Source organism: Pseudomonas sp. PDM13 (assembly GCF_025685765.1).
GTDB classification, from domain to species: domain Bacteria; phylum Pseudomonadota; class Gammaproteobacteria; order Pseudomonadales; family Pseudomonadaceae; genus Metapseudomonas; species Metapseudomonas solani.
In genome coordinates this window covers 95,430-121,505 of record NZ_JAOTQU010000004.1, presented here as the reverse complement: position 1 = coordinate 121,505, position 26,076 = coordinate 95,430, and the positions used below count along the sequence as shown (strand labels likewise).

The 26,076-nt window shown below is 66.7% G+C and carries 26 protein-coding genes, 1 pseudogene and 1 riboswitch; of the genes and pseudogenes, 5 read left to right on the top strand and 22 right to left on the bottom strand.

The genetic code is table 11. The annotated features are described in order from the left end of the window. The first annotated feature begins 243 nt into the window (after positions 1-243). Both OEJ36_RS05995 and OEJ36_RS05990 read left to right on the top strand, forming a co-directional pair. Entirely contained in the window at positions 244-723 is a 480-nt protein-coding gene (locus OEJ36_RS05995; protein WP_263400753.1) for a hypothetical protein, read from the top strand. Positions 724-915: 192 nt separating this feature from the next. Then, positions 916-2,190 carry an OmpP1/FadL family transporter gene (locus tag OEJ36_RS05990; protein WP_263400752.1) on the top strand — a complete coding sequence of 425 codons (1,275 nt, stop codon included), beginning with the start codon at positions 916-918 and terminating at the stop codon, positions 2,188-2,190. A gap of 492 nt (positions 2,191-2,682) precedes the next feature. Here the strand turns inward: OEJ36_RS05990 and OEJ36_RS05985 are convergent, their stop codons facing one another. The 5 genes and pseudogenes from OEJ36_RS05985 to OEJ36_RS05965 form a co-directional block, all read right to left on the bottom strand. After that, the gene (locus OEJ36_RS05985; protein WP_263400751.1) at positions 2,683-3,990 is read right to left on the bottom strand and encodes a Wzz/FepE/Etk N-terminal domain-containing protein; all 1,308 of its coding nucleotides are present in this window, start codon (positions 3,988-3,990) and stop codon (positions 2,683-2,685) included. A gap of 331 nt (positions 3,991-4,321) precedes the next feature. Continuing rightward, positions 4,322-5,380 carry a DUF2167 domain-containing protein gene (locus tag OEJ36_RS05980; protein WP_263400750.1) on the bottom strand — a complete coding sequence of 353 codons (1,059 nt, stop codon included), beginning with the start codon at positions 5,378-5,380 and terminating at the stop codon, positions 4,322-4,324. Positions 5,381-5,517: 137 nt separating this feature from the next. Then, positions 5,518-6,067, bottom strand: a pseudogene (locus OEJ36_RS05975) (glutathione peroxidase). Positions 6,068-6,244: 177 nt separating this feature from the next. Further along, positions 6,245-7,444, bottom strand: a complete 1,200-nt coding sequence (locus tag OEJ36_RS05970; RefSeq protein WP_263400749.1) for an MFS transporter — start codon at positions 7,442-7,444, stop codon at positions 6,245-6,247. A 43-nt stretch (positions 7,445-7,487) separates the two neighbouring features. Next, a complete protein-coding gene (locus OEJ36_RS05965) occupies positions 7,488-7,901 on the bottom strand; it encodes a MarR family winged helix-turn-helix transcriptional regulator (protein ID WP_263400748.1) in 414 nt (137 codons plus the stop codon). Positions 7,902-8,063: 162 nt separating this feature from the next. Here OEJ36_RS05965 and OEJ36_RS05960 point away from each other — a divergent pair, with 162 nt between their 5' ends. Together OEJ36_RS05960 and sph are read left to right on the top strand one after the other, a co-directional pair. Then, positions 8,064-9,884 (top strand): acyl-CoA dehydrogenase C-terminal domain-containing protein, encoded by a 1,821-nt coding sequence (locus tag OEJ36_RS05960; protein ID WP_263400747.1) that lies wholly within the window; start codon positions 8,064-8,066, stop codon positions 9,882-9,884. A 170-nt stretch (positions 9,885-10,054) separates the two neighbouring features. Then, positions 10,055-11,608, top strand: a complete 1,554-nt coding sequence (sph, locus tag OEJ36_RS05955; protein ID WP_263400746.1) for a sphingomyelin phosphodiesterase — start codon at positions 10,055-10,057, stop codon at positions 11,606-11,608. Between the two features lie 34 nt (positions 11,609-11,642). Here sph and OEJ36_RS05950 read toward each other — a convergent pair whose 3' ends face one another. From OEJ36_RS05950 to btuB, 11 genes are read right to left on the bottom strand one after another with little or no spacing between them, the layout of a single operon-like run. Next, on the bottom strand, positions 11,643-12,374 hold the full coding sequence (locus OEJ36_RS05950; RefSeq protein ID WP_263400745.1) for an adenosylcobinamide-GDP ribazoletransferase: 732 nt from the start codon (positions 12,372-12,374) through the stop codon (positions 11,643-11,645). Continuing rightward, positions 12,371-12,919 carry an alpha-ribazole phosphatase family protein gene (cobC, locus tag OEJ36_RS05945; RefSeq protein ID WP_263400744.1) on the bottom strand — a complete coding sequence of 183 codons (549 nt, stop codon included), beginning with the start codon at positions 12,917-12,919 and terminating at the stop codon, positions 12,371-12,373. The genes OEJ36_RS05950 and cobC overlap by 4 nt, the downstream gene beginning before the upstream one ends. Next, on the bottom strand, positions 12,916-13,974 hold the full coding sequence (gene cobT, locus OEJ36_RS05940) for a nicotinate-nucleotide--dimethylbenzimidazole phosphoribosyltransferase (RefSeq protein WP_263400743.1): 1,059 nt from the start codon (positions 13,972-13,974) through the stop codon (positions 12,916-12,918). The genes cobC and cobT overlap by 4 nt, the downstream gene beginning before the upstream one ends. Next, a complete protein-coding gene (cobU, locus tag OEJ36_RS05935; RefSeq protein ID WP_263400742.1) occupies positions 13,971-14,492 on the bottom strand; it encodes a bifunctional adenosylcobinamide kinase/adenosylcobinamide-phosphate guanylyltransferase in 522 nt (173 codons plus the stop codon). The genes cobT and cobU overlap by 4 nt, the downstream gene beginning before the upstream one ends. Beyond that, positions 14,485-15,951, bottom strand: coding sequence for a cobyric acid synthase (locus tag OEJ36_RS05930; protein WP_263400741.1), 1,467 nt, complete (start codon positions 15,949-15,951; stop codon positions 14,485-14,487). Before OEJ36_RS05930 ends, cobU begins: the two co-directional genes overlap by 8 nt. Continuing rightward, positions 15,948-16,940 (bottom strand): threonine-phosphate decarboxylase CobD, encoded by a 993-nt coding sequence (gene cobD / locus OEJ36_RS05925; RefSeq protein WP_263400740.1) that lies wholly within the window; start codon positions 16,938-16,940, stop codon positions 15,948-15,950. The genes OEJ36_RS05930 and cobD overlap by 4 nt, the downstream gene beginning before the upstream one ends. Continuing rightward, positions 16,933-17,841 carry an adenosylcobinamide-phosphate synthase CbiB gene (gene cbiB, locus OEJ36_RS05920; RefSeq protein ID WP_263400739.1) on the bottom strand — a complete coding sequence of 303 codons (909 nt, stop codon included), beginning with the start codon at positions 17,839-17,841 and terminating at the stop codon, positions 16,933-16,935. Before cbiB ends, cobD begins: the two co-directional genes overlap by 8 nt. Beyond that, positions 17,838-18,488 carry a 5,6-dimethylbenzimidazole synthase gene (bluB, locus tag OEJ36_RS05915; protein WP_263400738.1) on the bottom strand — a complete coding sequence of 217 codons (651 nt, stop codon included), beginning with the start codon at positions 18,486-18,488 and terminating at the stop codon, positions 17,838-17,840. Before bluB ends, cbiB begins: the two co-directional genes overlap by 4 nt. After that, positions 18,485-19,783, bottom strand: a complete 1,299-nt coding sequence (locus tag OEJ36_RS05910) for a cobyrinate a,c-diamide synthase (RefSeq protein ID WP_263400870.1) — start codon at positions 19,781-19,783, stop codon at positions 18,485-18,487. Before OEJ36_RS05910 ends, bluB begins: the two co-directional genes overlap by 4 nt. Beyond that, positions 19,780-20,391, bottom strand: coding sequence for a cob(I)yrinic acid a,c-diamide adenosyltransferase (gene cobO, locus OEJ36_RS05905; protein ID WP_263400737.1), 612 nt, complete (start codon positions 20,389-20,391; stop codon positions 19,780-19,782). Before cobO ends, OEJ36_RS05910 begins: the two co-directional genes overlap by 4 nt. A gap of 11 nt (positions 20,392-20,402) precedes the next feature. Then, positions 20,403-22,274: a TonB-dependent vitamin B12 receptor gene (gene btuB, locus OEJ36_RS05900; protein ID WP_411860970.1), complete on the bottom strand. Its 1,872-nt coding sequence runs from the start codon at positions 22,272-22,274 to the stop codon at positions 20,403-20,405. A gap of 56 nt (positions 22,275-22,330) precedes the next feature. Then, positions 22,331-22,543: riboswitch (cobalamin riboswitch) on the bottom strand. A 112-nt stretch (positions 22,544-22,655) separates the two neighbouring features. Here btuB and OEJ36_RS05895 point away from each other — a divergent pair. After that, the gene (locus OEJ36_RS05895) at positions 22,656-22,991 is read left to right on the top strand and encodes a four-helix bundle copper-binding protein (protein ID WP_263400736.1); all 336 of its coding nucleotides are present in this window, start codon (positions 22,656-22,658) and stop codon (positions 22,989-22,991) included. Between the two features lies 1 nt (position 22,992). On the opposite strand, the gene OEJ36_RS05890 is transcribed toward OEJ36_RS05895, so the two are convergent. From OEJ36_RS05890 to OEJ36_RS05865, 6 genes are all read right to left on the bottom strand, one after another. After that, complete coding sequence (locus OEJ36_RS05890) at positions 22,993-23,400, bottom strand: type II toxin-antitoxin system VapC family toxin (RefSeq protein ID WP_263400735.1); 408 nt, start codon at positions 23,398-23,400, stop codon at positions 22,993-22,995. Further along, a complete protein-coding gene (locus OEJ36_RS05885; RefSeq protein WP_263400734.1) occupies positions 23,400-23,636 on the bottom strand; it encodes an AbrB/MazE/SpoVT family DNA-binding domain-containing protein in 237 nt (78 codons plus the stop codon). Before OEJ36_RS05885 ends, OEJ36_RS05890 begins: the two co-directional genes overlap by 1 nt. Positions 23,637-23,705: 69 nt before the next feature. Then, complete coding sequence (locus tag OEJ36_RS05880) at positions 23,706-24,026, bottom strand: HNH endonuclease (RefSeq protein ID WP_263400733.1); 321 nt, start codon at positions 24,024-24,026, stop codon at positions 23,706-23,708. A 4-nt stretch (positions 24,027-24,030) separates the two neighbouring features. Further along, entirely contained in the window at positions 24,031-24,693 is a 663-nt protein-coding gene (locus tag OEJ36_RS05875; RefSeq protein ID WP_263400732.1) for a class I SAM-dependent methyltransferase, read from the bottom strand. An 8-nt stretch (positions 24,694-24,701) separates the two neighbouring features. Further along, positions 24,702-25,229: a C40 family peptidase gene (locus OEJ36_RS05870; protein ID WP_263400731.1), complete on the bottom strand. Its 528-nt coding sequence runs from the start codon at positions 25,227-25,229 to the stop codon at positions 24,702-24,704. Between the two features lie 174 nt (positions 25,230-25,403). After that, entirely contained in the window at positions 25,404-26,015 is a 612-nt protein-coding gene (locus tag OEJ36_RS05865; RefSeq protein WP_031289040.1) for a C40 family peptidase, read from the bottom strand. Positions 26,016-26,076: the final 61 nt, after the last annotated feature.

Genomic DNA, 26,076 nt, shown 5'->3' with positions numbered 1-26,076 from the left:
CGCCCCACCGGCCCAGCGCCAGCCGGGCACTGGGCCGGTTGCCAGCGATCATTTTTTAATCACCCTGGGATATATGCCGCCGCCGTCACGGCCTCAAACAGTTTAAAAACAGGCCTTTACAGCGATTTCATCGCACTACACTTCAAATCGAGCGGCTAACCCCGCTTCCGGCGGGGCCCTTTCCGAGAACGAGAAGCTGCCAGATGCCCCCGGTCCCGCCGGCACCTTTCTCGCGAGGGCACCATGGGAATAGCCGCCAGCGACCTCTGTGAACACGTCATCCGCCCCACCCTGCTCTACCTGCAGCGACCGTCACCGATGGCGGAAACGCTGTTGCTAGGCGCCGCCGCCTGCCAGTCGGCACTGGGCTCCGCCCTGGGCGACCAGGCGGGCTACGGCCTCTACCACATCAGCGAAGAGCACCACCGCTGCCTCTGGGACCTGCACCTGGCACGCGACCCGGAACTCGCCAGCCTGGTGCGCGGCCTGGCCAGCCAGCACGCCTTCCTCGCCGCGCCGCACATCGAGCTGACGGTGAACCTGCGCTACGCCACCGCCATCGCCTGGCTGCTGATCGAAACCGAGGTGCTGGTGATGCCCGCCGCCGACGACTGGGCGGGCATGGCCGCCATCTGGCGCCAGGTGTTCAACCCTCAGGGAACACCCGGTGACTACCTGGATGCCTGGCAACGCTGGGTAGGCCCCTCAGCCAAGGTCGCGTAGGACAAAACCGCTCACTGACCAACCAGTCAGGAACGAGCGTCCAATGCAATATGCCCGATCGGCGAAATTGCAGGCATTTTGATGCCATAAAGCGAGAGAAAACGCTCTATTCCGGGAACTCCCGGAAGCTGGCAGGGGTCTGGAAATCCTGATAGTTTCCGCCACCTGCCTCAAAGTCCCCAGGAGTCACCCGTGATCAAAAGAGTCTTCAAGACCAGCCTCGCAATCGCCATCAGCGCTGCATCCAGCTACAGCCTTGCCGGCGGCTTCGCCATCAACGAACAAAGCGTCAGTGGCATGGGCACCGCCTTCGCCGGTCGCTCCTCGTCCGCTGATGACGCCACCACCGTGTTCGGCAACCCGGCCGGCATGTCGCGCCTCAAGCGCGAACAGGTCAGCGGTGGCCTCGCCCTGCTGGACGCCAAGACCGACATCGACGACCACAGCAGCACCTTCGGCGGCAGCAACGACGGCGACATGGTCCCCTTCATGGGCGTGCCCATGGGCTACTACGTCAAGCCGATCGATGACAAATGGACCTTCGGCCTCGGCATGTACGTGCCCTTCGGCCTGATCACCGACTACGAGTCCGGCTTCGAAGGCCGCTACTACGGCGATCGCAGCGAAGTCCGCGTGATCACCCTGCAGCCGACCATCAGCTACAAGATCAACGACCAGCTCTCCGTCGGCTTCGGCCCGACCATCAACCGTATCGATGGTGAACTGACCTCCGCGACGCTCAACGCCGGCAGCCCGGGCCGTAACGACGGCAAGGTCAAGGTCAAGGGCGACGACACCGCACTGGGCTACAACGTCGGCGTGCTGTTTGAAGCCACCCAGAGCACCCGCTTCGGCCTGACCTACCACTCCATGGTCAACTACAAGCTGAAAGGCGATACCCAGGTTTCCGGCACCGGGTTCGGTCCCTTCTCCGGCAACGAATACGACGCCTCGCTGAAACTGAAGACGCCCGAATCCGTCGACTTCTCGGTCACCCATGACCTGAACGCCGACTGGACCCTCTATGCCGGTAGCACCTGGACCCGCTGGAGCCGCCTGAAGGACATCACCGTCAACAACAAGGGCGTTCCGGCACTGCTGGGCGGCTCGGCCGGCCCCATCGGCACCATCTCCGAAGAGCAGGACTGGCGCGACACCTGGTCCTACGCCGTGGGCGCCTCCTACAAGCTGAACCCGCAGTGGACCCTGCGCGCCGGCCTGGCCTACGACCAGACCCCGACCCGCAACGAGCACCGCTCGCCGCGCATCCCCACCGACGACCGCAAGATCCTCAGCCTGGGTGCCGCCTGGAGCCCGAGCGACGACTGGACCGTCGACGTCGCCTACTCCTACCTGAAGGAAGACGATGCCGAAGTGAACCAGACCAGCGCCAGTAAGGGCCGCTACAGCTCCACCTACAAGAACAGCGCCCACGGCCTGGGTGCTCAGGTGACCTACCGCTTCTGATTCCCTGGTGCGGTAACGCGAAAAGCCCGGGCCTGACCCGGGCTTTTTCCTATCCGCCATCCGAAGGCTTCAGCCCAGGACGCAGGCAGAAAGGCGGAGCCCCTGAAAACCGTGTCTAGCACTGAAATAGGTCTACACCTGTTTCGCTCTCGAAGCGCCCGGTGCACTGATCGAGTGTTTAGCGAATGGAGGCACCTCGCCCCAGTCTCACCGACCGTACTTCTGCAACCCCACCAATACAGTCGACCCACCCGGATGCCACACCGGGCCTGGGCTTGCCTATCACCTGACGCGCCTGTTTCCATCTGGTCTGCCACAGACGATTCAAAGCCAACGAATAATCGCGCTGACCTCTTCTCACGCGTTGAGCCATGAGCGCCTTCTGAAAAACAAGATCCGGAGTACAGACCTTATTCAGGGCAGGGCAACATCAACAAAAAGGCCGATCAGCAAAACTGATCGGCCTTTTCTGCAACCAATAGACTCAAGCTGTTATGCAGTCACTTCCTGGCGAATGGAGGTGCTGGCATGCAAAATCATGACGCGAACAGTTGCAACCCCCGCCCCTAGTATCAGCCCGAGCACCAACCCACCCAGGAGGATCAAAAACCTCTGAGGCTTCACGGGCTCCTGGGGAGGCGAAGCCAATTGGTCGATATGGACCAGACGCAGTTTAGAGAAATCGAGAAGCGCAAACTCCACCTTCAAGGACTCCAACTTCGCGCGCTCGCCACTGAGCTTCACAATGTCCTTGAAATAAACTTCCTCGTCACCTCGCTTCTTGAGCACCTCAACCTGTCGGTTGTGCTCCAGAAGGCTCAATTTTGCTTGCAACTCTGCCACACGAGGCTCTACAAAATCATCAGAAACACGAGAACGAAGAGCGGCGCGCTCAGCCATTAATGCGTCCGTACCCATGAAATAGAGGGGAGTTTCCTTATTATTAACTTCTGTGCGAATAAAATTCCCTTGCCCAGCCTTTCCACTTTCCGCCATAACCGAAGGCGTCGTCGGTTTGACAATGCCCAGCTTCTCAGCAATCAGAATCGCCTCGTCCAGTGTCTTAATACGGTTTTGTCGTGCGGCCAACAGTTGTTGTCGCAACGCTTTGAGTTCATCTTGAAAGCTCGCCTTGGCCAACTGATCGCCTTCGAGCAACTCTGCGATCCGAGCTGACTTGCCGGCATCATAGCGCGCCTTCTCCGTACTGACTTTTGCCTGCAGCATTGAGAGACGGTTATTTACAAGAACCTCCATGTCCTCCTGCAGTCTCTTCCGCTCTTGATCAACAGCTGCCGAAACCAAACCATTAGTAATAGCAACGCCGTCGACACCTTCCGGGTAGGTGAAGCTGATCCCTTGATAGGTGACAGGCTCACCTGGCTTCCTGGCTTCAGAAGCCACCAAGGAAAAACCTTCATGGTTGAGTCGATCCAGCAGTTGCCCCAGGGGCTCGTCTGCTTTACGAATACTCTGTACGAGCTCAGGATTAGCCTCGAGAAACGCCAGGCGTAAGCTATAAGATCCCAGCGAACCTATTACACGCCCCAAAGACTCCTCGGGCGTCAAGGAATAAACGCCGGACTCGTTGAGCTGGTCCAGGTCCTTGAGCGATGCCGGCCTGAGCACGCTTTGAACCTTGTATTGAGGCGTAGCCACAAGCGCATAAATTGCTGCCAACGCCACCGAGATGAAAGCAATAACAACAATTAAATTGCGCTGCTTCCACAGCCCTTTCAATAAAGCGAGGAACTCTATTTCATCAGGACTTCTATACGGCCGAATCAGCGGAGCATTCATATAACTTCTTCCATGACAATCCGAAACATCTAAGTTCTAAAAATTTATCAGCAGGTCACTTCAAGAGCACACATAACTAATCAGGGATCATGTTGCTTCAATCATTTCGTCAACATGTGCTTTCAATAGAAGGCCGAAACAGGTTTGCGGCTACCGCCTATACCCACCCGGTGAGCGGAAGGAACGCAAAATAGCACAATCCGGGAGGTGACCTGTAGCTCTTCCGTGAACCAAGCCCCTCACCTGCTGGCACCACAACATCACAACAGATCAGCCGGGAACAAATAAAAAGCCCGGACAGGTCCGGGCTTTGTCATTCACTCAGCTTGATTCACTCGACGATCTTGGGCTTGTCGTCCTTGTTCATGTCCATCACCGTCCGGGCCGGCTCGCTCACCACCACCGGCTGCGGCTCGGGGGCGGGTTGCGGCTGGGCCTCGGCGGGCGCTTCCTTCTTCTTGCCGCGGATGCGGTTGATGATCCAGGCGCCAATGGCCAGGGGCACGAAGAAGAACTTCTTCAGGAACACCAGCAGGATGGCGAACAGGCCGGCCTTGGCGGCGACCTTGCCGGCGATCAGGGCGCCCAGGCCGTAGGCCGCGACCTTGTCCAGCTCGGGGTTGAAATCGGCGTAGCGGTTGCCCGGGTTGAACTCGGTCATGGCCAGCACCGCCGGCAGGTTCTGCTCGATGGTCGGCAGCTGGTCCATGTTGGCGATGAAGTTCAGCACCAGCACGCCCTTACGGCCCAGCACGCGGATGTTGTAGTTCAGGGTGTGGGTCTCGGCATCACCGAACTTCAGCTCCTTGGCCCAGTGCAGCTTGCGGCCTTCGGCGTCGTAGCGCGGCTGGGCGGCCCAACCGATCAGTTGCACCGGCTCGTAGCCGTTCTCGGCGCGCCACTTGTTGTCGGCCTTGGCCTCTTCCTTCATGTCCTTGAGCATGTCGCCGTAGTCGATATCGGCAGCGTCTTCGTCGGAGACGTAGCCGTTCTCTTCGTACTCCACCGTCACCGCCCAGGACTCGTCGGCCAGCGGCGAGATGCCCTTGGGCAGGATCATGCCCAGCGGCAGGACTTCATCCGGCGGGTTGCCCCAGGCGTCGGTCAGCACGCGCTCGGCGTCTTCACCGGCAAGGAAGACGAACTGCTCGGGGACGTCGAGGGTGGCGAGGTTGTCGCCGATCACCACCTTGCCCTGCTGGAAGTTCAGGCTGGCGAGGAACTCTTCCTCGGACATCGTCTGGCCATCTTCCTCGATGGTGGCCTCGCCCTCCTCTTCCGCCTGGGTGGCGGCAACGGGTTCTTCGGCGGGGGCTTCGGGTTTGGCGGCGAATGCGGAAGGAATGGCGGCGGCGATGAGGCCGGCCAGGATCAGTTCCTTGATCGACATGGGTAACTCCATGGATGGGCAAAAAGACAGGCGCGAGACGTTATCACGGGCCGGACCGGGAAAACGGAACCAGCCGAAATATTCGGAAATATTTATCCCGCGCTACGGAACTTTTTGCAACACATGGGCCGAGGCGGTCAGGGGGTACTGGCCAGGGCCTGCTCCACCGCCTTCACCAGGTCCTCGTCATCAGGCTTGGTGAGGCTGGAGAAGTGCGCGATCACCTTGCCCTGGCGATCCACCACGTACTTGTAGAAGTTCCAGCGCGGGCTCTGCCCCGACTGAGCGATGAGGTCGCGGTAGAGCGGCGTCGCCTCGTCCCCGGTGACGTGCTGCGGCTGGGTCATGGCGAAGGTCACGCCATAGTTCACGTAGCAGACCTTGGCGGTCTCGGCGTTGTCGTCGGCTTCCTGCTTGAAGTCGTCGGAGGGCACGCCCAGCACTTCCAGCCCCTGGTCCTTGTAGCGCTGGTAGAGCGCCTCCAGGCCCTTGAACTGGGGGGGTGAAGCCGCAGTGGCTGGCAGTGTTGACCACCACCAGCGGCTTGCCGGCGAAGCGCTGGCAGAGGTCGATGGTTTCCTTGGAACGCAGCTGCTGCATCGAGTGCTGCAGCAACGGCACGCACTCGCTCGCCAGGACGGGGCCGGCGACAGAGACCAGCAGGGGGAGAAGGAAGAGGCGTTTCATCGGGCGCTCCACGCGGCAGGGGCAATGCTCGAAGGCTACCCTCGCCCTGCTGAAGCGGCAATCAGCACAGGCTCATGTTCAGCTGCAGCAACGCCAGGCCGCCGCGCTGCCAGCCCCACCAGGCCAGCGCCAGCAGCAGGGTCGCCCCCACGCCGAGCGCCAGCCCCAGGCGCAGGCTCATGCCAGTGCCTGCAGGCGCGCCACAGGCCGCTCGCGCACCGGCCAGTTCAGCGCCGCCGCCATCAGGCTGAGGAGGATGGAAATCTGCCAGACCATATCGTAGCTGCCCGTGTGGTCATAGAGGTAGCCGCCCAGCCAGCCGCCGAGGAAGGCGCCGAGCTGGTGGAAGAGGAAGACGATACCACCGAGCATCGACAGGTTGCGCACGCCGAACAGGGTGGCCACGGTGCCGTTGGTCAAAGGCACGGTGGAGAGCCACAGCAGCCCCATGGCGATGCCGAAGGCGTAGGCGCTCCAGATGCTCAGGGGCGAGTAGACGAAGGCGACGATCACCACCGCGCGCAGCAGGTAGAGCACCGTGAGCAGGCGCGGCTTGGACAGGCGCCCGCCGAGCCAGCCGGCTATATAGGTGCCGAACACGTTGAACAGCCCCACCAGCGCCAGCACCGTGGTGCCCACCTGGGCCGGCAGGTGCTGGTCCACCAGGTAGGCCGGCAAGTGCACGCCGATGAACACCACCTGGAAGCCGCAGACGAAGAAGCCCAGCGCCAGCAGCCAGAAGCCGGAATGGCCGCACGCCTCGCGCAGCGCCTCGCCCAGCGTCTGCTCATGGGCGGCCACCGGCAGCGGCCGGTCCTTGAGCATTCCCGCCAGGGGAACGATCAGCGCCACCAGCAGCCCCAGTGCCAGCAACGCCGACGACCAACCCAGCCAGCCGATCAGCCCGAGGGTGCCGGGCAGCATGGCGAACTGGCCGAAGGAGCCGGCGGCAGCGGCGATACCCATGGCCATGCTGCGCTTCTCCATCGGCACCGCGCGGCCGACCACGCCGAGGATCACCGAGAACGAGGTGCCCGACAGGCCGATGCCGATCAGCAGCCCCGCGCTCAGCGACAGCCCCAGGGGCGAGTGGGAATACCCCATCAGCACCAGGCCGACGGCGTAGAGCACGCCGCCGATCACCATCGTCTTCATCGCCCCGAAGCGGTCGGCGATGGCCCCGGTCACCGGCTGCGCCAGGCCCCAGATCAGGTTCTGCAGGGCAATGGCGAAGGCGAACACCTCGCGCCCCCAGCCGAACTCGGCACTCATGGGGGCGAGGAACAGGCCGAAGCCGTGGCGGATGCCCAGGGACAGGGCCAGGATCAGCGACGCCCCCAGAAGGATCCAGCCACTCGTGCGCCATACGGAAGTCATAGAAGGTCCTCTACGGGTATATACCCGCGTTATCGCGAAAAAATCAGTCCAGGGTTTCCAGCTCACCCAGCAGCGACATCAGCGCATCGCGCCGCTCGTTACCCATGTGCTCGACCATCCGCTCCTGCACGCTTTCCCAGGCCTGCAGCGCCTGCTCGACACAGGCCTTGCCGCTGGCGGTCAGGGCCACCAGGCGGTTGCGCTGGTCCTCGCCCTCGCCCATCCGCACCAGGCCCCTGCCCTCCAGCACCCGCAGGTTGCGGCCCAGGGTGCTGCGGTCCAGCCCCAGGGCCTCGGCCAGGTCGGTGATGCTCGGCTGGTCGAGGCGCTGCAGGTTCTTCAACAGCGAATACTGGGCGACGTTGATCCCGACGTGCTCCAGGGCGTCGTCGTAGATGCGGGTCAGGTTGCGGCTGGCGCGGCGCAGCCGCGTGCACAGGCATTGGGTGGTGATCATGGATGCGTGTATATACCCGCATCCAATCATCGTCAATGGAAATCAGCCTGGTGGCCGGCATTGTCCGAACTGCCAGAGGCCTCCGTTACCGCTGCCAAGGCCGCGCCGGCACGGGCGCCGTATAAATCGGCACGTCTGCCACCTGCGTTCCGAGGTTCACCGATGCCCAGCTACAAGGCGCCCCTGCGCGATACCCGTTTCCTGCTCAACGAGGTCTTCGACTTCCCCGCCCACTACCGCGCCCTGGCCAATGGCGACGAAGCCACGCCGGACATGGTCGAGGCCATCCTCGGCGAATGCGCCCGGCTCTGCGAGGAAGTGATCGCCCCGCTCTACCACAGCGGCGACGAAGAAGGCTGCCACCTGGAGAACGGCGAGGTGCGCACGCCCAAGGGCTACAAGGAAGCCTACGACGCCTACGTCGCCGGCGGCTGGCAGGGGCTCTCTCACCCGGTCGAGTACGGCGGCCAGGGCCTGCCCATGAGCCTGGGCGCCCTCAAGCAGGAGATGCTCGGCACCGCCAACTGGCCCTTCTCCATGTACCCGGGCCTGTCCCTCGGTGCCATGAACACCCTGATGCAGCACGGCACCGAGGAGCAGAAACACACCTACCTGACGCCCCTCACCGAGGGCCGCTGGGCCGGCACCATGTGCCTCACCGAACCTCAGTGCGGCACCGACCTGGGCCAGGTGAAGACCCGCGCCGACGCCAATGCCGACGGCAGCTACGCCCTCACCGGCACCAAGATCTTCATCTCCTCCGGCGAGCACGACCTCACCGAGAACATCATCCACATCGTCCTCGCCCGCCTGCCCGACGCGCCCAAGGGCACCCGCGGCATCTCCCTGTTCATCGTGCCCAAGTTCCTCCCGGGGGATGCCGGCGGCCTCGGCCCGCGCAACGGCGTGAGCTGCGGCGCGCTGGAGAAGAAGATGGGAATCAAGGCCTCCAGCACCTGCGTGATGAACTTCGACAGCGCCACCGGTTACCTCATCGGCCCGCCGAACAAGGGCCTGGAATGCATGTTCACCTTCATGAACAGCGCACGTATCGGCACCGCCATCCAGGGCGTGGCCACCGCCGAGCTGGCCTACCAGGGCGCCCTGGCCTATGCCCGCGAACGCCGCTCCATGCGCGCCCTCTCCGGCACCAAGGAGCCGGGCGAAGTGGCCGACGTGCTGATGCACCATGGCGACGTGCGCCGCATGCTGCTGACCCAGAAGGCCGTGGCCGAGGGCGGCCGCGCGCTGGTCTACCTGGCCACCCAGTACGCCGACCGCATGATCGAGGGCATCCTGCAGAACGACACCGCCAAGTACGAGCACTGGGACGACAAGCTCGGCTTCCTCACCCCCATCCTCAAGGGCTGCCTCACCGAGCTGGGCCTGGAAAGCGCCAACCTCGGCATGCAGGTGTTCGGCGGCCATGGCTACATCCGCGAACACGGCATGGAGCAGATCGTCCGCGACGCGCGCATCGCCACCCTCTACGAGGGCACCACCGGCATCCAGGCCCTCGACCTGCTCGGCCGCAAGGTGCTGCTGATGACCCAGGGCAAGGCGGTGCGCGACTTCAGCGGCCAGGTGGCGCGCTTTGCCCTCGACCTGCTGAAGACCGAGCCGGCCATGCGTGGCCGCGCCCTGACCCTGCTGAAGATCGCCGGCCAGTGGAACGTCCTGACCCTGCGCATCGCCCTGCGCGCGCGCAAGGACCGCGACCTGGTGGGCACCGCCAGCCACGACTTCCTCATGTACTCCGGCTACGCCGCCCTCGCCTACTCCTGGGCCCTGCAGGAAGCCGCCGCGCGCCGCCTGCTGCGTGATGGCGGCACCGAGTCGGAGGACTTCTACCGCGCCAAGCTGGCCACCAGCGCCTTCTACTTCGACCGCCTACTGCCCCGCGCCAAGGGCCACGCCAGCGCGATGCTCAAGCCGACGAAATCGGTGATGGGCCTGCAGAGCGAGCACTTCCTCTTCGAGTGATTCAGCCGCTGGAACGGGCCTCCCGCACAGGAGGCCCGCCGTGACACACCGCTGTAAAACAGCTGAGGTCTTCTACAAGGAAATTATGGACAGAGCAGTAATGGGTCCGCCATTGGGTGGTGGCCTCTCACCGCCCTCAGCATCCACTCATCTCGGACATGCAGATGACAATGACCACTCGCATCACCTGGACGATGCTCACCCTTTTCGCCCTCCTCACCGCCACCCAAACCCCGGCCGCGCCCGACCCCAGGCCTGATGCCTACAACCTGCTGACCCACAACGCCTTCTTCCTCACGCCCCTGCCATTCAAGTTCAGCTGGAACAACCAGGAGCGCGCGCGCCTGATGACCCGCGCCGCCTACCTGGAGGATCGCGACCTGGTGATCTTCAACGAGCTGTTCGACAACGCCGCCTCCGACATCCTGCTGAACGGCCTGAAGGACCGCTACCCGCACCAGACCCCGGTATTGGGCCGCTCCACCAGCGGCTGGGACGAGAGCACCGGCAACCCCGCCGCCAAGCTCGAGGACGGTGGCATCGCCATCGTCAGCCGCTGGCCCATCGTGCGCCGGGCCCAATACATCTACCGCGACGCCTGTGGCGCCGACGGGCTGGCCAACAAGGGCTTCGTCTACGTCAAGGTGCTGCGCGGCGAGCGCCCCTTCCACGTCATCGCCACCCACACCCAGGCCGCCGACGCCGCCTGCCCCGATGGTGGGCAAGCGGTACGTGAAAGCCAGTTCCGGGAAATGCGCGCCTTCATCGACCGGCAGAACATCCCGGCGAACGAAGTGCTGTTCGTCGGTGGCGACCTCAACGTCGTGCGCGGCAGCGCCGAGTACCCGCGCGTGCTGGCCCAGCTGGACCTGCGCGCGCCCGACAGCTACGCCGGCGCCCCCGCCACCTGGGACACCCGGCGCAACGGCGTGACCGGCTACCAGTCCCCCTACAAGGACAACGGCCCTGGCAAGGCGCCGACCAACCCGCCGGAATACCTCGACTACATCCTGGTTTCCAACCGCCACGGCCAGGTGTCCTACTGGCACAACCAGGCGCTGGACATGCCCTCCCCGCGCTGGAGCGCCAGCGACGGCGTCAACACCTGGCACTACCAGGACTACTCCGACCACTACCCGGTCGCCGCCTTCACCTACGCCGACCCGCAGCGCACGCCGCAGCAAGCCTTCAAGCCCACCGACAACCGCTACGCCCGCGTGGTGCTGCGCAGTGTCGACAACGGCAATGCCCTGCGCACCGGGGACAAGGCCACCAACTGGGTCACCGTCACCGGCAACGGCCGCGACGACGCCAGCAGCTTCAGCCTCAATGACTGGGATCACTTCGCCAGCTTCTGCGTGCGCAATGGCGACTACGTGACCCTGGAATCCCGCGCCTACCCGGGCTACTTCCTCACCTGGTACGAACACGGCGCCGGCAAGTACGGCTACTACCCGGCGGCCGGAAAGCCCTCGCGGCACCTGCGCGTGCAGATCGACAACGACCAGGGGCAATGCCTGAAGGACGGCGACCAGGTGGCGTTCATCGACTACAGCGGCCAGCGCCCGCTGCCCGGCCGCGACTACTATCTGAAGATCTGGCCCGACGGCGCCTGGAAGGACCACCTGTTCCTCTGGGGCGAGAGTTACAACGCCAGCCGCTTCCGCGTGGAAGTGGCGCCGACCGCGGTCTACGAGAACTGGTACGACAGGCTGCGCTTCTGAGCCCTGACTGCGCCGGGGCCTTGCGCCCCGGCACTTACCCCAGCAGCGCCAGCACCACCAGCACGGCCACCTCGGCCAGCTCCACCAGCGCCCCGGCCGTGTCGCCGGTGGTGCCGCCCAGCCGCTGCAGCAAGCCACGGCGCCACCAGGCGAATACGGCCAGGGCGGCCGCCAGGGACACCAGCGCCACCCAGCCGAACACCAGCCCGAGCAACACATGGGCGCCCAGTACCCAGGGCAGCTCCCGGCGTGGCAGGTGCTCGGCCAGGGCCTGTCCCAGCCCACCTGCACGAACGTAAGGCGTGGTCATGAACAGCAGCGGCAGCAGCCCACGCGCCAGCCAGGGCGCCAGCAACAGCGCGGCGATGGGGCCCTGCTCCAGCAGGGCGACCAGGGCAGAAAACTTCAGCAGCAGGACCAGCACCAATACGACCACTGCGATGGGGCCGCTGCGCGGGTCCTTCATGATGGTCAGGGTGCGTTCGCGGTCGCCGTAGCCGCCCACCCAGGCGTCGGCCGTATCGGCCAGCCCGTCCAGGTGCAGGCCGCCGCTCAAAGCCACCCAGGCGGCGAGCAGCAGCGCGGCCTTGAGCAGCACCGAGGTGTCGCCCAGCAGCCACTCCAGCGCCAGCAGCGCCAGGCCGAGCAGCAACCCCACCAGTGGGTAGAACAGCAGCGAGCGCCCCACCTGCGCCGGCTCGGGCATGCCCGGCAGGCGCACCGGCAGGCGGGTGAGGAATTGCAGGGCGATCAGCAGCGGGATCATGGCAAAACGATCCGGTGCAGCGTGGCGTGGGGCACCTCCACCTGCATCAGTTGGGCCCGGGGCAGGCCCCGCGCACGGGCCAGCAGCAGACGGATCACCCCGCCGTGGCTGACCACCAGCAGGCGCTGGCCGGCGAAGCCTTCCTGCAGCCGCGCAGCCGCTCCGTGGACGCGGGCCTCGAAGTCCAGCAGCGTTTCGCCCCCGGGCGGGGTGAAGCTGTAGGGGTCGTTCCAGAACAGGCCCAGGCCGGCTTCGTCGGTGACCATCAGTTGGGCGGCGGTGTGGCCCTCCCAGCTGCCGAAGTGCAGCTCGCGCAGGTCGGCATCGAAGCTCAGCGGCAGGTCCAGGCGCCCGGCCAGCTCTTCGGCGAAGCGCGCGCAGCGTTGCAGTGGCGAGGCGACGATGGCGTCCCAGGGGCCCGCCCCTTCCACGGCGCCGCGCATCTGCGCCCAGCCGGTTTCGGTCAGGGTGTCGTCCAGGCTGCCACGGAAGCCGGCGCCCAGCTCGGTCTCGCCATGGCGCAGCAGGTCGATGACCAGGCTCATGCCGGGCGATCCGAGACCGCGGCTTCGGCGAAGGTGGCCATGCCGTTGTGCAGGTCGCAGGCCAGGCGCAGCAGCGGCAAGGCGATGGCGGCACCGCTGCCCTCGCCCAGGCGCAGGCCGAGGTCGAGCAGGGTTTCCGCCTGCAGCTCGGCCAGCACGGCCTGGTGGCCCGGCTCGGCGGAGCGGTGGGAGAACAGCAGCCAGTCGCGGCAGGCCGGGTTCATGCGCACCGCGCACAGGGCGGCCACGCTGCAAATGAAGCCATCCACCAGCGCCGGGATGCCGCGCTGGGCGCAGCCGAGGTAGGCGCCGGCCAGGGCAGCGACCTCGAAACCGCCGAGGTGGCGCAGGCTCTCCAACGGACCGTGGCAATGGGGCCTGTGCAGCGCCAGTGCGCGTTCGATCACCTCGGCCTTGTGCTGCACGCCCTTGTCGTCCAGCCCGGTGCCGGGGCCCACCAGCTGCGCCGCCGGGGTGCCCAGCAGTGCGCAAGCCAGAGCGCTGGCGGCCGTGGTGTTGCCGATGCCCATCTCGCCGCCGAGGTAGATGTCCGCGCCCGACTCCACTGCGCGCTCGGCGCTGGCGCGGCCGGCCTCCAGGGCCGCCAGGCACTGGGCATCGCTCATGGCCGGCTCGCGGGCGAAGTTGGCGGTGCCGGCACCCAGGCCCAGGTGCAGCACGCCGGGCAGTTTTTCCAGGGGCACGGCGGTGCCCAGGTCGATCAGCTCCAGGGTGGCGCCGAGGCTGTGGGCCAGCACGCTGATGGCTGCGCCGCCGCGCACGAAGTTACGCAGCATCTCGCCGGTCACCGCCTGCGGGTATGCGGAAACGCCCTCTGCCACCACGCCATGGTCGCCGGCGAACACGGCGAACCAGGGCCGCGCCACCTCGGGACGGTCGCTGCCCTGCATCGCCGCGAGGGTGATGGCCAGGCCTTCCAGTTGGCCCAGGGCGCCGCGCGGCTTGGTCAGTTGGTCCTGGCGGGCCTGGGCCTTGGTGCGGGCGACATGGTCCTGGGGCTGGCACTCGGCCAACCACCACGCGAGGGTGTTCATAGGGGCTCTCCCTTCAACAGCATGGGCAGGCCGGCGACGGTGAAGGTCACGCGGGTGCAGTGCTCGGCCAGGGCCTGGTGCAGCCAACCGGCTTCATCGACATAGCGGCGGGTCAGTTCGCCCAGGGGCACGACCCCGAGGCCGGTTTCGTTGCTCACCAGCAGCACCCGCCCCGGCAACTCGCCGATGCAGGCCAGCAGGGCGTCGCGCTCGGCGACGAGGCGCGCCTCGTCCTCCAGCATCAGCAGGTTGGTCAGCCACAGGGTCAGGCAATCCACCAGCAGGCAGGTGCCGGGGGCGGCATGCTCGCGCAGCACCCGGGCCAGTTCGACGGGCTCTTCCACCAGGCCCCAGTGGTCGGGGCGGCGGGCGCGGTGGCTGGCCACGCGCTGGCTCATCTCGCCGTCCAGGGGCTGGCTGGTGGCGATGTAGGTGACGACCAGGCCGGACTCAGTGGCGAGGCGTTCGGCCAGGCGGCTCTTGCCCGAGCGGGCGCCGCCGAGGATGAGTTCAGCCATGGGCGGGCTCCAGGCCGCAGAGGCGGCGCAGCAGGTCGGTATCCAGGTGGCGCTCGACCTGATCGGCCAGGCGCTCGATGTCGCGCTCGCGCAGCGCCGGGTAGTCCACCGCCTGCACCTCGGCGAGGCCGGCCCAGCGCAGCAGCGCATCGCGGGCCTCGGCGCCTTCGAACAGGCCGTGCAGGTAGGTGCCGAGCACCTGGCCGTCGGCGCTCATGGCACCGTCGGCGCGGCCATCGTCCAGCCGCACCGCCGGTTGCTCCAGGGCAGCGCCGCGGCTGACCCCGGCGTGGATCTCGTAACCGGTCACCGGCGCGCTCTCCAGGCCCAGGTGGCCGCGCACGTTACGCAGCTGCTTCTCCGGCTCCAGCACCGTGTCGAAGGCCAGCAGGCCGAGGCCGGCGCTGCTGCCGGCAGGCCCTTCCAGGCCGTGGGGGTCGTCGATGCGCTCACCGAGCATCTGCAGCCCGCCGCAGATGCCCAGCAGCTTGCCGCCGTAGCGCAGGTGGCGGGCAACCGCCACATCCCAGCCCTGCTGGCGGAGGAAGGCCAGGTCGGCGCGTACGCTCTTGGAGCCGGGTAGCACGATCAGGTCAGCCGGCGGTATCGCCTGGCCCGGGCCGACCAGGGTCAGCTGCACCTGAGGGTGCAGGCGCAACGGGTCGAAATCGGTGTGGTTGCTGATGCGCGGCAGCACCGGCACCACCACCTTCAGCGCCTCGCGGGGCTTGGCGTCCTGGCGGCGGTCGATGGCGTCCTCGGCCTCCAGGTGGAAGTCGGTGAGGTACGGCAGCACGCCGAGCACGGGTTTGCCGGTGCGTTGCTCCAGCCAGTCGAGGCCCGGCTGCAGCAAGGCGATATCGCCACGGAAGCGGTTGATCACGAAGCCTTTCACCCGGGCCTGCTCGCTTTCCGAAAGCAGCGCCAGGGTGCCCACCAGGTGGGCGAAGACGCCGCCCCGGTCGATATCGGCGATGAGGATCACCGGGCAGTCCACCGCCTCGGCGAAGCCCATGTTGGCGATGTCGTTGGCGCGCAGGTTGATCTCCGCCGGCGAGCCCGCACCTTCCACCATCACCACCTGGTAACCGGCTTCGAGGCGCTGGTGGGAGGCCAGCACCGCCTGCATCGCGACCTTCTTGTAGTCGTGGTAGGCGACGGCGTTCATCGAGGTGATGGCGCGGCCGTGGATGATCACCTGGGCGCCGGTGTCGGTATTGGGCTTGAGCAGCACCGGGTTCATGTCGGTGTGCGGCGCCAGCCCGCAGGCCTGGGCCTGCACCGCCTGGGCGCGGCCGATCTCGCCGCCGTCGGCGGTCACCGCGCTGTTCAGCGCCATGTTCTGCGGCTTGAACGGCACCACCGCCACGCCCTGGCGCTTGAGCCAGCGGCACAGCGCGGTCACCAGGGTGCTCTTGCCGGCGTCGGAGGTGGTGCCCTGCACCATCAGCGTGGTCATGCGAGCTCCCGGGCGAAGCCGCTCAGGGCCTGGTCCAGGCGCCGCCAGCCGGCTTCGTCCGGTGGCAGGCCGAAGCGCAGGCTCGACGGCGTGAGGAACAGGCGGGTGAGGATGCCGTGGGCGGCGAGGTATTCGTGCATCACCCCGGCATGGGGCATGGCCACCCACTGGAACAGGGCGCAGCCACCGGTGGGCTGCAGGCCGTTGTCGGTGAGCAGGCGCGCCAGGCGCTGGCCGTCCACCAGCAGGCGCTCACGCTGCCGGGCCTGGCCGTCGGCGTCCTGCAACAGGGTCTTGGCGATGAAACGCGCGGGGCCGCTCACGGCCCAGGGGCCGAGCAGCTCCTCCATCTCGTCGAGCAGCTCCTGGGCGGCGCAGACGAAACCCAGGCGCAACCCGGCGAGGCCGAAGAACTTGCCGAAGGAGCGCAGCACGATGAGCCCCGGCAGGTGGCTGATGCGCGCCAGGCTCTGGTCCGGGGTGCAATCCATGAAGGCTTCGTCCACCACCAACCAGCCGCCGCGCTCGGCCAGACGCGAATGCCAGTCCAGCAGCAGCTCCGGCGAGTAGCGCTGGCCGGTGGGGTTGTTGGGGTTGACCACCACCAGCACGTCGAGGCGGTCGATGGCGCGACGGGCACCGGCCTCGCTGATCTCCTCCAGGCGATGGCCGACCCGGCGCCAGGCGGCGGCGTGCTCGGCGTAACAGGGCGAGAGGATGCCCACCTGGGAGGTGCGCCGGATGCGCGGCAGTGCCTGGATGGCGGCCTGGGAGCCGGCCACCGGCAACAGGGTCGGGGCCTTGTAATAGCGGCGGGCGGCCTCTTCCAGGCCGTCGTCCTGCTCGGGCAGGCGGGCCCAGGCAGTGCCGGGCACCTCCGGCAGGGTCCAGCCGTAGGGCGCCAGGCCGGTGGAGAGGTCGAGCCAGTCGGCCTCGGGGATGCGATAACGCTGCGCGGCGGCGCGCAGCCTGCCTCCATGCTCAAGCAAAGAGCCACCCTCCGATGATCAGCACGCCCACCCAGAGCATCACGCCCTGGCGCACCAGGTCCATGCCGCGGTCGATGTCTTCAGCCCGCGCGGGCTCGCCTAGCCCCAGGTGCGGGCGCTCATGCAGCTCGCCGTGATAGACGGCCGGGCCGCCCAGTTGCACGCCCAGCGCGCCGGCGCCGGCGGCCATCACCGGCCCCGCGTTGGGGCTGTCCCAGAGCGGCGCCTGCTTGCGCCAGCAGTGCAGCGCCGCGGCCGTCTTGCCGAGCAGCGCATAGGTCAGCGCCACCAGGCGCGCGGGAATGTAGTTGAGGACATCGTCGATGCGCGCGGCAGCCCAGCCGAAGCGCTCGAAGCGCGCGTTGCGGTAGCCCCACATGGCGTCGAGGGTGTTGCTCAGGCGGTAGAGCACCACGCCCGGGGCACCGGCCACGGCGAACCAGAACAGCGCGGCGAACACCGCGTCGCTGCCGTTCTCCAGCACCGACTCGGTGGCGGCACGGGCCACGGCGCCTTCGTCCAGCTCGCGGGTTTCGCGGCTGACCATGTAGCCGACCCGCTGGCGTGCCTGCTCCAGGTCATCGGCCTCGAGGGCACGGGCCACCGGCTCGGCGTGTTCATTGAGGCTGCGCAGGCCGATGGCGGCGTAGAGGGCGATGACGCCCACCAGGGTGCCGACCCAGGGCAGCTCGGCCAGCCACCAGGCGGCCAGGGTCAGCGGCAGCACGGCGATCACCCAGGCGCTGACGCCATGGCTGCGCCAGCCACGGCCACCGGGGTTGAAGCGTTGCTCGAGGCGCTTGGCCCAGTTGCCGAAGGCCACCAGCGGGTGCCAACGGCGTGGCTCGCCAAAGACGGCATCCAGCACCACGGCGGCCAATGTCAGCATGCCCAGGCTCATTCCTTGTTTCCCCACTGGTTCTCGAACAGTAATTCGGACAACGGGCGCGACTGCGCCCAGCCCTCCAGCGCCAGCATCGGCGCCGGGTAAAAGGCCTCCACCGGGCCCAGGCAGAGCACCGCCAGGGGCTTGCTGCCGGGTGGCATGCCCAGCAGTTCGGCCAGGGCCTGCGGGTCGAACAGCGAGACCCAGCCCAGGCCCAGCCCTTCGGCACGGGCGGCGAGCCAGAGATTCTGAATCGCGCAGGCCAGGGACGCCATATCCATTTCCGGCAGGGTGCGTCGGCCGAAGACATGGGCCTCGCGCCCGTCCATCAGCGCGGCCACCAGCAGCTCGGCGCAATCGCGGATGCCTTCGACCTTGAGCCGCATGAATTCGTCGGAGCGCTCGCCCAGGGCCTCGGCGGTGCGCACCCGCTCCGCCTCCACCAGGCCGTGGATGTCCTCGCGCAGCGCCAGCTCGGTGACGCGGATGAAGCGCCAGGGCTGCATCAGGCCGACGCTGGGCGCCTGGTGCGCCGCCTCCAGCAACCGTGCGAGCAGCTCGGGTGCCACTTCGCCGCCGCTGAAGTGGCGCATGTCGCGACGCTCGGCGATGGCGCGGTAGACGGCGGCGCGTTCCTCGGGGCTGAAGGCGTTGTCGGTCATGGGCGCAGGAGCTCCGCCGCCGCAGCGGGATTGGAAGGCAGGTAGAAGTGGATATAGGACGCGGTGAGGCGCCCGATGCGGAACACCGCCTCGGCCACCGGCTTGTCGTTCGGGCAGGTGCCGCGGGCCAGGGGCTGCAGCGACGAGTCGAGACGCGAATGGTGGTAGGTGTGGCCACGCAACGTGCCGCCGGGCAGCTCGACTTCCTGCAGGGCCAGGGCCACCAGGCGCTTCTGCATCACCGCGCTGCCGGGCAGCAGGCCCACCAGCTCGGCACGCTCGCCTTCGGCGTCGGTCAGCGCGTCCAGCAGATAAAGCATGCCGCCGCACTCGGCGAGGGTCGGTTTGCCGGCGTCGCAGTGGGCACGGATCGCCGCCGCCATGGCGCGGTTCTCCGCCAGCGGCGCCAGGTGCAGCTCGGGGTAGCCGCCGGGCAGGTAGAGGCTGTCCACCTCGGGCAGCGCGGCGTCGGTCAGCGGCGAGAAGAACTGCAGCTCGGCACCCAGGGCGCGCAGCAGGTCGAGGTTGGCCTGGTAGGTGAAGGCGAAGGAGGTGTCGCGGGCGACGCCGATGCGCACGCCTTCGAGCAGCGGTTGCAGCTCATGGGCGGGCGGCGCCTCGAAGGCCACCGCCGGAGGCAGCTCCACCGAGGCGCTGGCGGCCAGGGCATCGGCGGCGGCGTCCAGGCGCGCGTCCAGGTCGGCCAGTTCCTCGGCCTGTACCAGCCCGAGGTGGCGGCTGGGCAGCTCGACATCGGCGCTGCGCGGCAGGGAGCCGTACCAGCGGATCCAGTCCGGCAGGCTGTCGCGGATCAGGTCGCTGTGGCGCTGGCTGCCGACGCGGTTGCCGAGCACGCCGGAGAACGGCAGGCCCGGTTGATAGGTGGCCAGGCCCACGGCCAGGGCGCCGAAGGTCTGGGCCATGGCGGCGCCGTTGATCACCGCCATCACCGGCACGCCGAAGCAGCGCGCCAGGTCGGCAGCCGAGGGCGAGCCGTCGAACAGGCCCATCACCCCTTCGATAAGGATCAGGTCCGCCTCGGCAGCGGCCTCCCAGAGCAGGCGGCGGCTTTCCGCCTCGCCGATCATCCACAGGTCCAGCTGGTACACCGGTGCGCCGGAGGCACGGGCGAGGATCATCGGGTCGAGGAAATCCGGCCCGCACTTGAACACCCGCACGCGCTTGCCCTGGCGGGTGTGCAGGCGCGCCAGGGCGGCGGTGACGGTGGTCTTGCCCTGGCCGGACGCCGGGGCGGCGATCAGCAGGGCCGGGCAATGGCGCGTGGAGGTGCTCAGAATTCCACCCCTTTCTGCGCCTTCACCCCGGACTTGAAGGCATGCTTGACCAGGCTCATCTCGGTGACGGTGTCGGCGGCGTCGATCAGGCCCTGGGGCGCGCCACGGCCGGTGGCGACCACGTGCTGCAGCTCGGGGCGCGATTCGATGTCGCGGAGCACGGTCTCCAGGTCCAGGTAGCCGTGCTTGAGGGCGATGTTCAGCTCGTCCAGCACCACCAGGCCCACCTGCGGGTCGTTGAGCAGCTGCACCGCAACGGCCCAGGCCTGCTGCGCCTTGTCGATGTCGCGCTGGCGGTCCTGGGTGTCCCAGGTGTAGCCCTCGCCCATCACGTGGTAGGCGACCTCGTCGGGGAAGCGGCGGAAGAAGGCTTCCTCGCCGGTGGACATGCCGCCCTTGATGAACTGCACCACACCCACCTTCACGCCATGCCCGAGGGCGCGGGCGACCATGCCGAAGGCCGAGCTGCTCTTGCCCTTGCCGTTGCCGGTGTGCACCAGCAACAGGCCGTACTCGTCCTGGGCCTGGGCGATCTTCTCGTCGATCAGGGCCTTCTTGCGCTGCATGCGCGCCTTGTGGCGGGCGTCGCGTTCGATGGATTCGGTCATGGGGGCTCCTGTCAGAGGGCTTGGTAGCGGACGCTGAAGAACACTGCCTGGCCAGGCTGGTTGTAGTCCAGCGCGGTTTCGTAGTCGGCATCCAGCAGGTTGGTGACCTTGGCCTGCAGGCGCCACTCCTCGCTCAACCAGTACTCGCCGCGCAGGTCGACGGTGGCATAGCCGGCCGCCTTGTTGCGGTTGGCCAGGTCGTCGAAGCTGCGGCCTTCGGCGTGCAGCGTGGCGCCCAGGCCGAAGCGGCCGATGCGCCGGTCCAGGTCGAGGTTGAAGCTCTGTTGCGGGCGGCGCGGCAGCTCGTTACCGGCGTTGCTGCCGTGGTCGCGGTTCTCGGCGTCGAGGAAGGTGGCGTTGGCGTTCCAGTCCCAGCCCAGCCACTGGCTGCCGAGCACCAGCTCGAGGCCGTCGATGCGGGCCTTGCCGATGTTACTCGGACCCTGGATCACGCTGTCATAGGCAATAAGGTCATCGACATGACTGCGAAACAGATTGGCAGACCAATGACCCCAGCCGTGCTGCCCGAAAAGGCCCATCTCGAAACTCTCCGAGGTCTCTGCATCGAGATTGGGATTCCCGTAGTTGGGGTAGTAAAGCTCATTGAAGCTGGGCGCTTTGAATGCGGTGCCGTAGCTCAGGCTGAAGCGCAGCTCATCGGTGAACGCGTAGCCCCAGGCGGCGCTGCCGGTGTCGTGGGTGCCGAACTGCTCGTTGTCATCGCGGCGCAGCGAGAGCTGCCAGTCCTGCTGGCCATATTCGCCCATGTACTGAGCGAACCACCCCTTGTTCAGGCGAGAATCCCCGCCAAATTCCTTATTGCTGCTGACCTGCTCATGTTGCCAGTCAACTCCAGCAGTCAAGGTATGGCCATCTGCGAGAGCGAGATCGTTCAGCCACGCTGCACTGTCACGGCGGGTATCGATTCGGGTATCGAACACACCATCTCGATAATCACTTGTCTTGTCGTCGCTCCTGCCTATCTGCAACGTTACGGTCCAGGGATCCAGCGGTGAGTACCGGGCACGCCCCCCCAACACCGTCTGGTTCACATCCGCATTGGAACGAAAGCCCACCCGGCTGCCGGAATTCCAGTCGTCATAGATCCCGTCATAGTCATTGTGCCCCTTGGTCCTCAGTACAGAGCCGTCCAGCTCCAGGCCACTGTCGAACTTGTAGCCTGCTCGGAAGTGGCCAGAGATATTCCGATAACCATCACTGTCCGGTTCGTAGATCGACGAATCAAACCGGTCCGGCTTCTTGGCATTGATGCCGTCGGTGTCCTGGCTGCTGACGCCGAGGTTGTACCAGGCCTGGTCGTCACCGCCGGCCACCCCGGCGCTGCCCTGGTAGCTGTCATGGGTACCGTAGCCGGCGGAGAACCAGGGCTTGGCCGCGCCATCGCCGTGCCCCTTGCGGGTGAAGATCTGGATCACCCCGCCTATGGCTTCGGAGCCGTAGAGGCTGGAGCGCGGGCCACGGACCACTTCGATGCGCTCGATCAGCTCCACCGGCAGGTCCTGGAAGGCCGTGAGCCCGGCGCTGACGGAGCCGACCTTGACGCCGTCGATCAGCACCAGCACATGGTCGGATTCGCTGCCGCGCATGAACAGCGTGGTGTTCTTGCCGGGGCCGCCGTTGTTGCTGAGGGTCACGCCCGGCACCTTGCGCAGCAGCTCGGGCACGGAGCTCGCCTGGCTGCGCTCGATGGCCGCACGGTCGATCACGGTGGTGGCGGCCAGGCTGGCGCGCACGGGCTGCTCGCTGCGGGTGGCGGTGACCACCTGCTCGTCGAGTTCGAGGGGCGCGGCGGCCAGCGGGGAAATGCACGAAATGCCGAGAACAGCCAGCAGCGCCGGCCTCGGGGAAGCGTATCGACTCAAGATTCGATCTCCGTCGCGCCACCCGCGCGACCTTCTGGGGTGATGCATGGGCGATCCCATGCGCGGTCACACCAGGCCGGTCTCCGGGCTTGCGAGTGGAACCGTCGGTTCCCCGTCCGCGCCTTCCCATGCCGGGGCACAGTGGCTGTTGCGGAGGTTGATTCGCCTACCGTTGCGGGGGCAGCGCCGGATTATTCGGGAGAATGGACCGGCTTCCCTGTTTCACCCCGGCGGCAAAACCGCGGGGCACCTGGTGCAAGGCGCGCAGCTTAGTGGCCGGGGTGGCCAGGGTCAATCAGCGGGCGGCGGGCGGGAAATAGGTCGAACTGGCAGGCGCCAGCCGCGTCCACTCAACAGGACCCACTCCTTGAGGAGACGCCCATGATCCGCGAACGCTATGCCTCCTGCATCCAGGCCTGCAACGCCTGCGCCATCGCCTGTGAACACTGCGCCGCCTCCTGCCTGCGCGAGCAAGACGCCGGGCGCATGGCACTGTGCATCCGCACCGACCGCGACTGCGCCGACCTGTGCCGCCTCGCCGCCCTGCTGATGGCCCGCGACAGCCCGCTGGCCGACGAGATCTGCCGCCTCTGCGCCATCGCCTGCCAGGCCTGCGCCGAAGAATGCGCCAAGCATGAGCACGACCACTGCCAGGAATGCGCGCAGGCCTGCCAGCGCTGCGTGGTGGAATGCGAGGCGATGGCGAAGGCGGCTTGAATCAGGATTCGCCTGGGCTGATCAGCTGCAACCCGGGAAAGTAACTGCGATAACGCCGCACATCGCGCGTCAGCAAGGCGCAGCCCTCCACCGACGCATGGGCGCCGATGAAGAAGTCGGCCAGCACGCCCTCCTTCACGCCTCCCGCCCGGCGATAGCGGGCAAAGGCCTTTCCCGCGAGGAAGAGCGCCGGACGTGGGATTTCCAGCAGCTGTAGCTGCAATTGCTCGATCGTCTCGTCGAGGGCTTCGAAGCGATCGAAAGTGAGCGCCAACTCGGCGTAGACCACTGCGTTGATCGCCAATGCGTGCACCCGGGACTGGGCGCGCAACTGGTGGATCGACCAGTCGGCCCAACGGGGATCATCGGCCAGGACGTCGATCAGCACATTGGTATCGACCAGCACCATCAGTCTTCGCCACGCAGCAGGGCCATCAGCTCGTCAGTGCGCCACTGGCGCCCGGCCTTGCCGCGCGCGGCCTCGAAACGGTCCGCCGCCTGGGGCTCGGGGTCGACGCGGTTGAGCACCACTTCGCCCTGCTGGTTGACGCTGAATTCCACGGACATGCCCGGGTGCAGACCGAGCGCATCGCGGATCGGCTTGGGGATCGTAACCTGGCCCTTGCTGGTGACTGTGGTCGGCATGGCGGCATCCTCGGTATTACCAGAGTGATGACGGTAATACCTGGGCACGGGCGAGGCAACCGTGTGCCTTCAATGCCGCGGCTCGAACCCCGCCGGCTTGCCCGCCAACCAGCCGACGAAGGTGCGCAGGCGCTCGTCGGCCATCAGCGCTTCGCGGCTGTTGTAGGTCAGCGCCAGCTCCTTTTCGCTGAACAGGCGGTGGATCTGGTTGTGGCAGGGGCGGCAGACCCAGAGGGTGGCGGTGATGCGCTCGCTGCGGGCGAAGCGCTTCTGCACGTAGGTCTTGCCGTGCAGTGCCTTGGGGATCAGGTGGTGGCGGGTCAGGGGCGCGGCGCGCTTGCAGAGCTCGCAGGCGTCCGGTTGGGGCGGCAGACGGATGGGCTCGGCCACGGGCTCAGCGCTTGCGGCAGAGGGTCAGCCCGTCGCCGATGGGCAGCAGCGAGAGATCGACACGGGCATCGGTCTTGAGCGCACGGTTCAAGGCCTTGATGGCGCGGGTGTCGGCGCTCTCGGGATTGGCCTCCAGCACGCGGCCGCTCCACAGCACGTTATCGAACAGCACCAGGCCACCGCTGCGCACCAGGGCCAGGGCGTGTTCCAGGTAGGCGGGGTAGTTGGCCTTGTCGGCGTCGATGAAGATCAGGTCGAAGCTGCCGGCCTGCCCTTCCCGCTCCAGGCGCCCGAGGGTTTCCAGGGCCGGGGCCAGTTGCAGGTCGATGCAGGCTTCGACGCCGGCTTCCTGCCAGTAGCGACGGGCGACGGCGTTGTAGTCGCCGGGCAGGTCACAGCAGAGGATGCGGCCGTCCGCCGGCATGGCCTCGGCCATCACCAGGGCGCTGTAGCCGGTGAAGGTGCCGATCTCGAGGATGCGTCGCGCGCCGGTGAGGCGAACCAGCATGGCCATGAACTGGCCCTGCTCGGGGGCGATCTGCCAGCGCGCCGTGGGCAGTTGCGCGGTCTCCTCGCGCAGGCGCGCCAGCAGCGGCGTCTCGCGCAGGGAAACGTCGATCAGGTAGCGGTAGAGGTCGTCGTCGAGGTTGAGCGTCCGGGTGGTCATGCAGCTTCTCAGGGCGTGCTAGCCAGATGCGAGTCGAGCAGCACGCGCTTGGCGTTCAGGTAGCTTTTCTGCCAGTAGCTGTTGGACAGGCTGTCGAGGCGCACCGTTCCGCCGCTGGAAGGCGCATGGACGAAGCGCCCCTCGCCGACGTAGATGCCGGCGTGGCTGACCTGGCCGCCGCCGTTGGTGGCGAAGAACACCAGGTCGCCGCTCTGCAGGGCGTTCATGCCGATGGTCGGCACGCGCATGGCGATGAGTTCACGGGTGGAGCGCGGCAGGCTGATGCCGGCGGCGTCGCGGTACACGTAGCCGATCAGGCCGCTGCAATCGAAGCCGCTGTCCGGCGTGTTGCCACCGTAGCGGTAGGGCGTACCCACCAGGCCAAGGGCGCGGAACAACACGTCATCGGCCGCCGGCGAGGACGGTGCCTGGACCACGGGCGGGGTGTAGACCGGAGCGGGAGCCGGCGCATTGCTGGAGCAGGCACCGAGCAGGGCGAGCAGCGCGATGAGGGTGAGACGGTGCAATGCGGGCATGGCAAGTCAGTCCTGACTTGAGGTTTGCACGCTAATGTGCTGATCCCGCTCGAATAATGCAAGCAAAAAGCCATCGCCGCTGCGCTTGGGCGGCAACCCGTACCTATATAAAGGAAGGCGGAAACGAATCAGCCCGGAACAGAGTCCGGGCCGATGGGTGCATCTGGATCACGATCAGCGATGCATCGAACCCTGCGCCGAGGCGTTCATCGACGGGGAGACCTGCGCCAGGACGCGCTTGGCTTCCATGTAGCTGGCGTTCCAGTAGCGGTCATCCAGGCTGTCGACCCGCACACCGCCGCTGCGGTGGCTGGAGGAATGGATGAACTGATCGTCGCCGATGTAGATGCCGGCGTGGCTGACGCGACCACGACCCCGGTTGTTGAAGAAGACGATATCGCCCGGCTTCAGTTCGCTGCGCGCAATGACCGGCGCATCGAGGTTGATCATTTCACGGGTGGAGCGCGGCAGCTGGATGCCCGCCTCTTCCTTGAACAGGTAGCCGACGAAGCCACTGCAATCGAAGCCGGTCTTCAGCGAACGACCACCGAAGCGGTAGGGAGTCCCCACCAGCTCGAAGCCACGCTCGAGAACGTTGTCAGCGAGGGACGGCAGCTGGTAGGGCTCGTCGTCCATCATGTCCGCCATGTCCTGGACGCTCGGCTCTTCGATGACGGCCTGAGGTTCCGGAGTGACGGCTACTTGCGGCTTTGGCGAGACGCCGGCGCAAGCGGTAAGAAACAGTGCAAACGCAATGGGCACGAGGGGTGCGAAGCGACTGAGCATGGGCACGACCGTGTCGAAAATTATAAGAAGGCGCGAATATGCCCTCTATCGATCTAATTTG

Bases quoted from the DNA above. Each gene is read 5' to 3' on its own strand.
- OEJ36_RS05995 (WP_263400753.1), top strand. From the start codon at position 244: ATGGGAATAGCCGCCAGCGACCTCTGTGAACACGTCATCCGCCCCACC.
- OEJ36_RS05985 (WP_263400751.1), bottom strand. From the start codon at position 3,990: ATGAATGCTCCGCTGATTCGGCCGTATAGAAGTCCTGATGAAATAGAG.
- OEJ36_RS05980 (WP_263400750.1), bottom strand. From the start codon at position 5,380: ATGTCGATCAAGGAACTGATCCTGGCCGGCCTCATCGCCGCCGCCATT.
- OEJ36_RS05970 (WP_263400749.1), bottom strand. From the start codon at position 7,444: ATGACTTCCGTATGGCGCACGAGTGGCTGGATCCTTCTGGGGGCGTCG.
- OEJ36_RS05965 (WP_263400748.1), bottom strand. From the start codon at position 7,901: ATGATCACCACCCAATGCCTGTGCACGCGGCTGCGCCGCGCCAGCCGC.
- OEJ36_RS05960 (WP_263400747.1), top strand. From the start codon at position 8,064: ATGCCCAGCTACAAGGCGCCCCTGCGCGATACCCGTTTCCTGCTCAAC.
- sph (WP_263400746.1), top strand. From the start codon at position 10,055: ATGACCACTCGCATCACCTGGACGATGCTCACCCTTTTCGCCCTCCTC.
- OEJ36_RS05950 (WP_263400745.1), bottom strand. From the start codon at position 12,374: ATGATCCCGCTGCTGATCGCCCTGCAATTCCTCACCCGCCTGCCGGTG.
- cobC (WP_263400744.1), bottom strand. From the start codon at position 12,919: ATGAGCCTGGTCATCGACCTGCTGCGCCATGGCGAGACCGAGCTGGGC.
- cobT (WP_263400743.1), bottom strand. From the start codon at position 13,974: ATGAACACCCTCGCGTGGTGGTTGGCCGAGTGCCAGCCCCAGGACCAT.
- cobU (WP_263400742.1), bottom strand. From the start codon at position 14,492: ATGGCTGAACTCATCCTCGGCGGCGCCCGCTCGGGCAAGAGCCGCCTG.
- OEJ36_RS05930 (WP_263400741.1), bottom strand. From the start codon at position 15,951: ATGACCACGCTGATGGTGCAGGGCACCACCTCCGACGCCGGCAAGAGC.
- cbiB (WP_263400739.1), bottom strand. From the start codon at position 17,841: ATGAGCCTGGGCATGCTGACATTGGCCGCCGTGGTGCTGGATGCCGTC.
- bluB (WP_263400738.1), bottom strand. From the start codon at position 18,488: ATGACCGACAACGCCTTCAGCCCCGAGGAACGCGCCGCCGTCTACCGC.
- cobO (WP_263400737.1), bottom strand. From the start codon at position 20,391: ATGACCGAATCCATCGAACGCGACGCCCGCCACAAGGCGCGCATGCAG.
- OEJ36_RS05895 (WP_263400736.1), top strand. From the start codon at position 22,656: ATGATCCGCGAACGCTATGCCTCCTGCATCCAGGCCTGCAACGCCTGC.
- OEJ36_RS05890 (WP_263400735.1), bottom strand. From the start codon at position 23,400: ATGGTGCTGGTCGATACCAATGTGCTGATCGACGTCCTGGCCGATGAT.
- OEJ36_RS05885 (WP_263400734.1), bottom strand. From the start codon at position 23,636: ATGCCGACCACAGTCACCAGCAAGGGCCAGGTTACGATCCCCAAGCCG.
- OEJ36_RS05875 (WP_263400732.1), bottom strand. From the start codon at position 24,693: ATGACCACCCGGACGCTCAACCTCGACGACGACCTCTACCGCTACCTG.
- OEJ36_RS05870 (WP_263400731.1), bottom strand. From the start codon at position 25,229: ATGCCCGCATTGCACCGTCTCACCCTCATCGCGCTGCTCGCCCTGCTC.
- OEJ36_RS05865 (WP_031289040.1), bottom strand. From the start codon at position 26,015: ATGCTCAGTCGCTTCGCACCCCTCGTGCCCATTGCGTTTGCACTGTTT.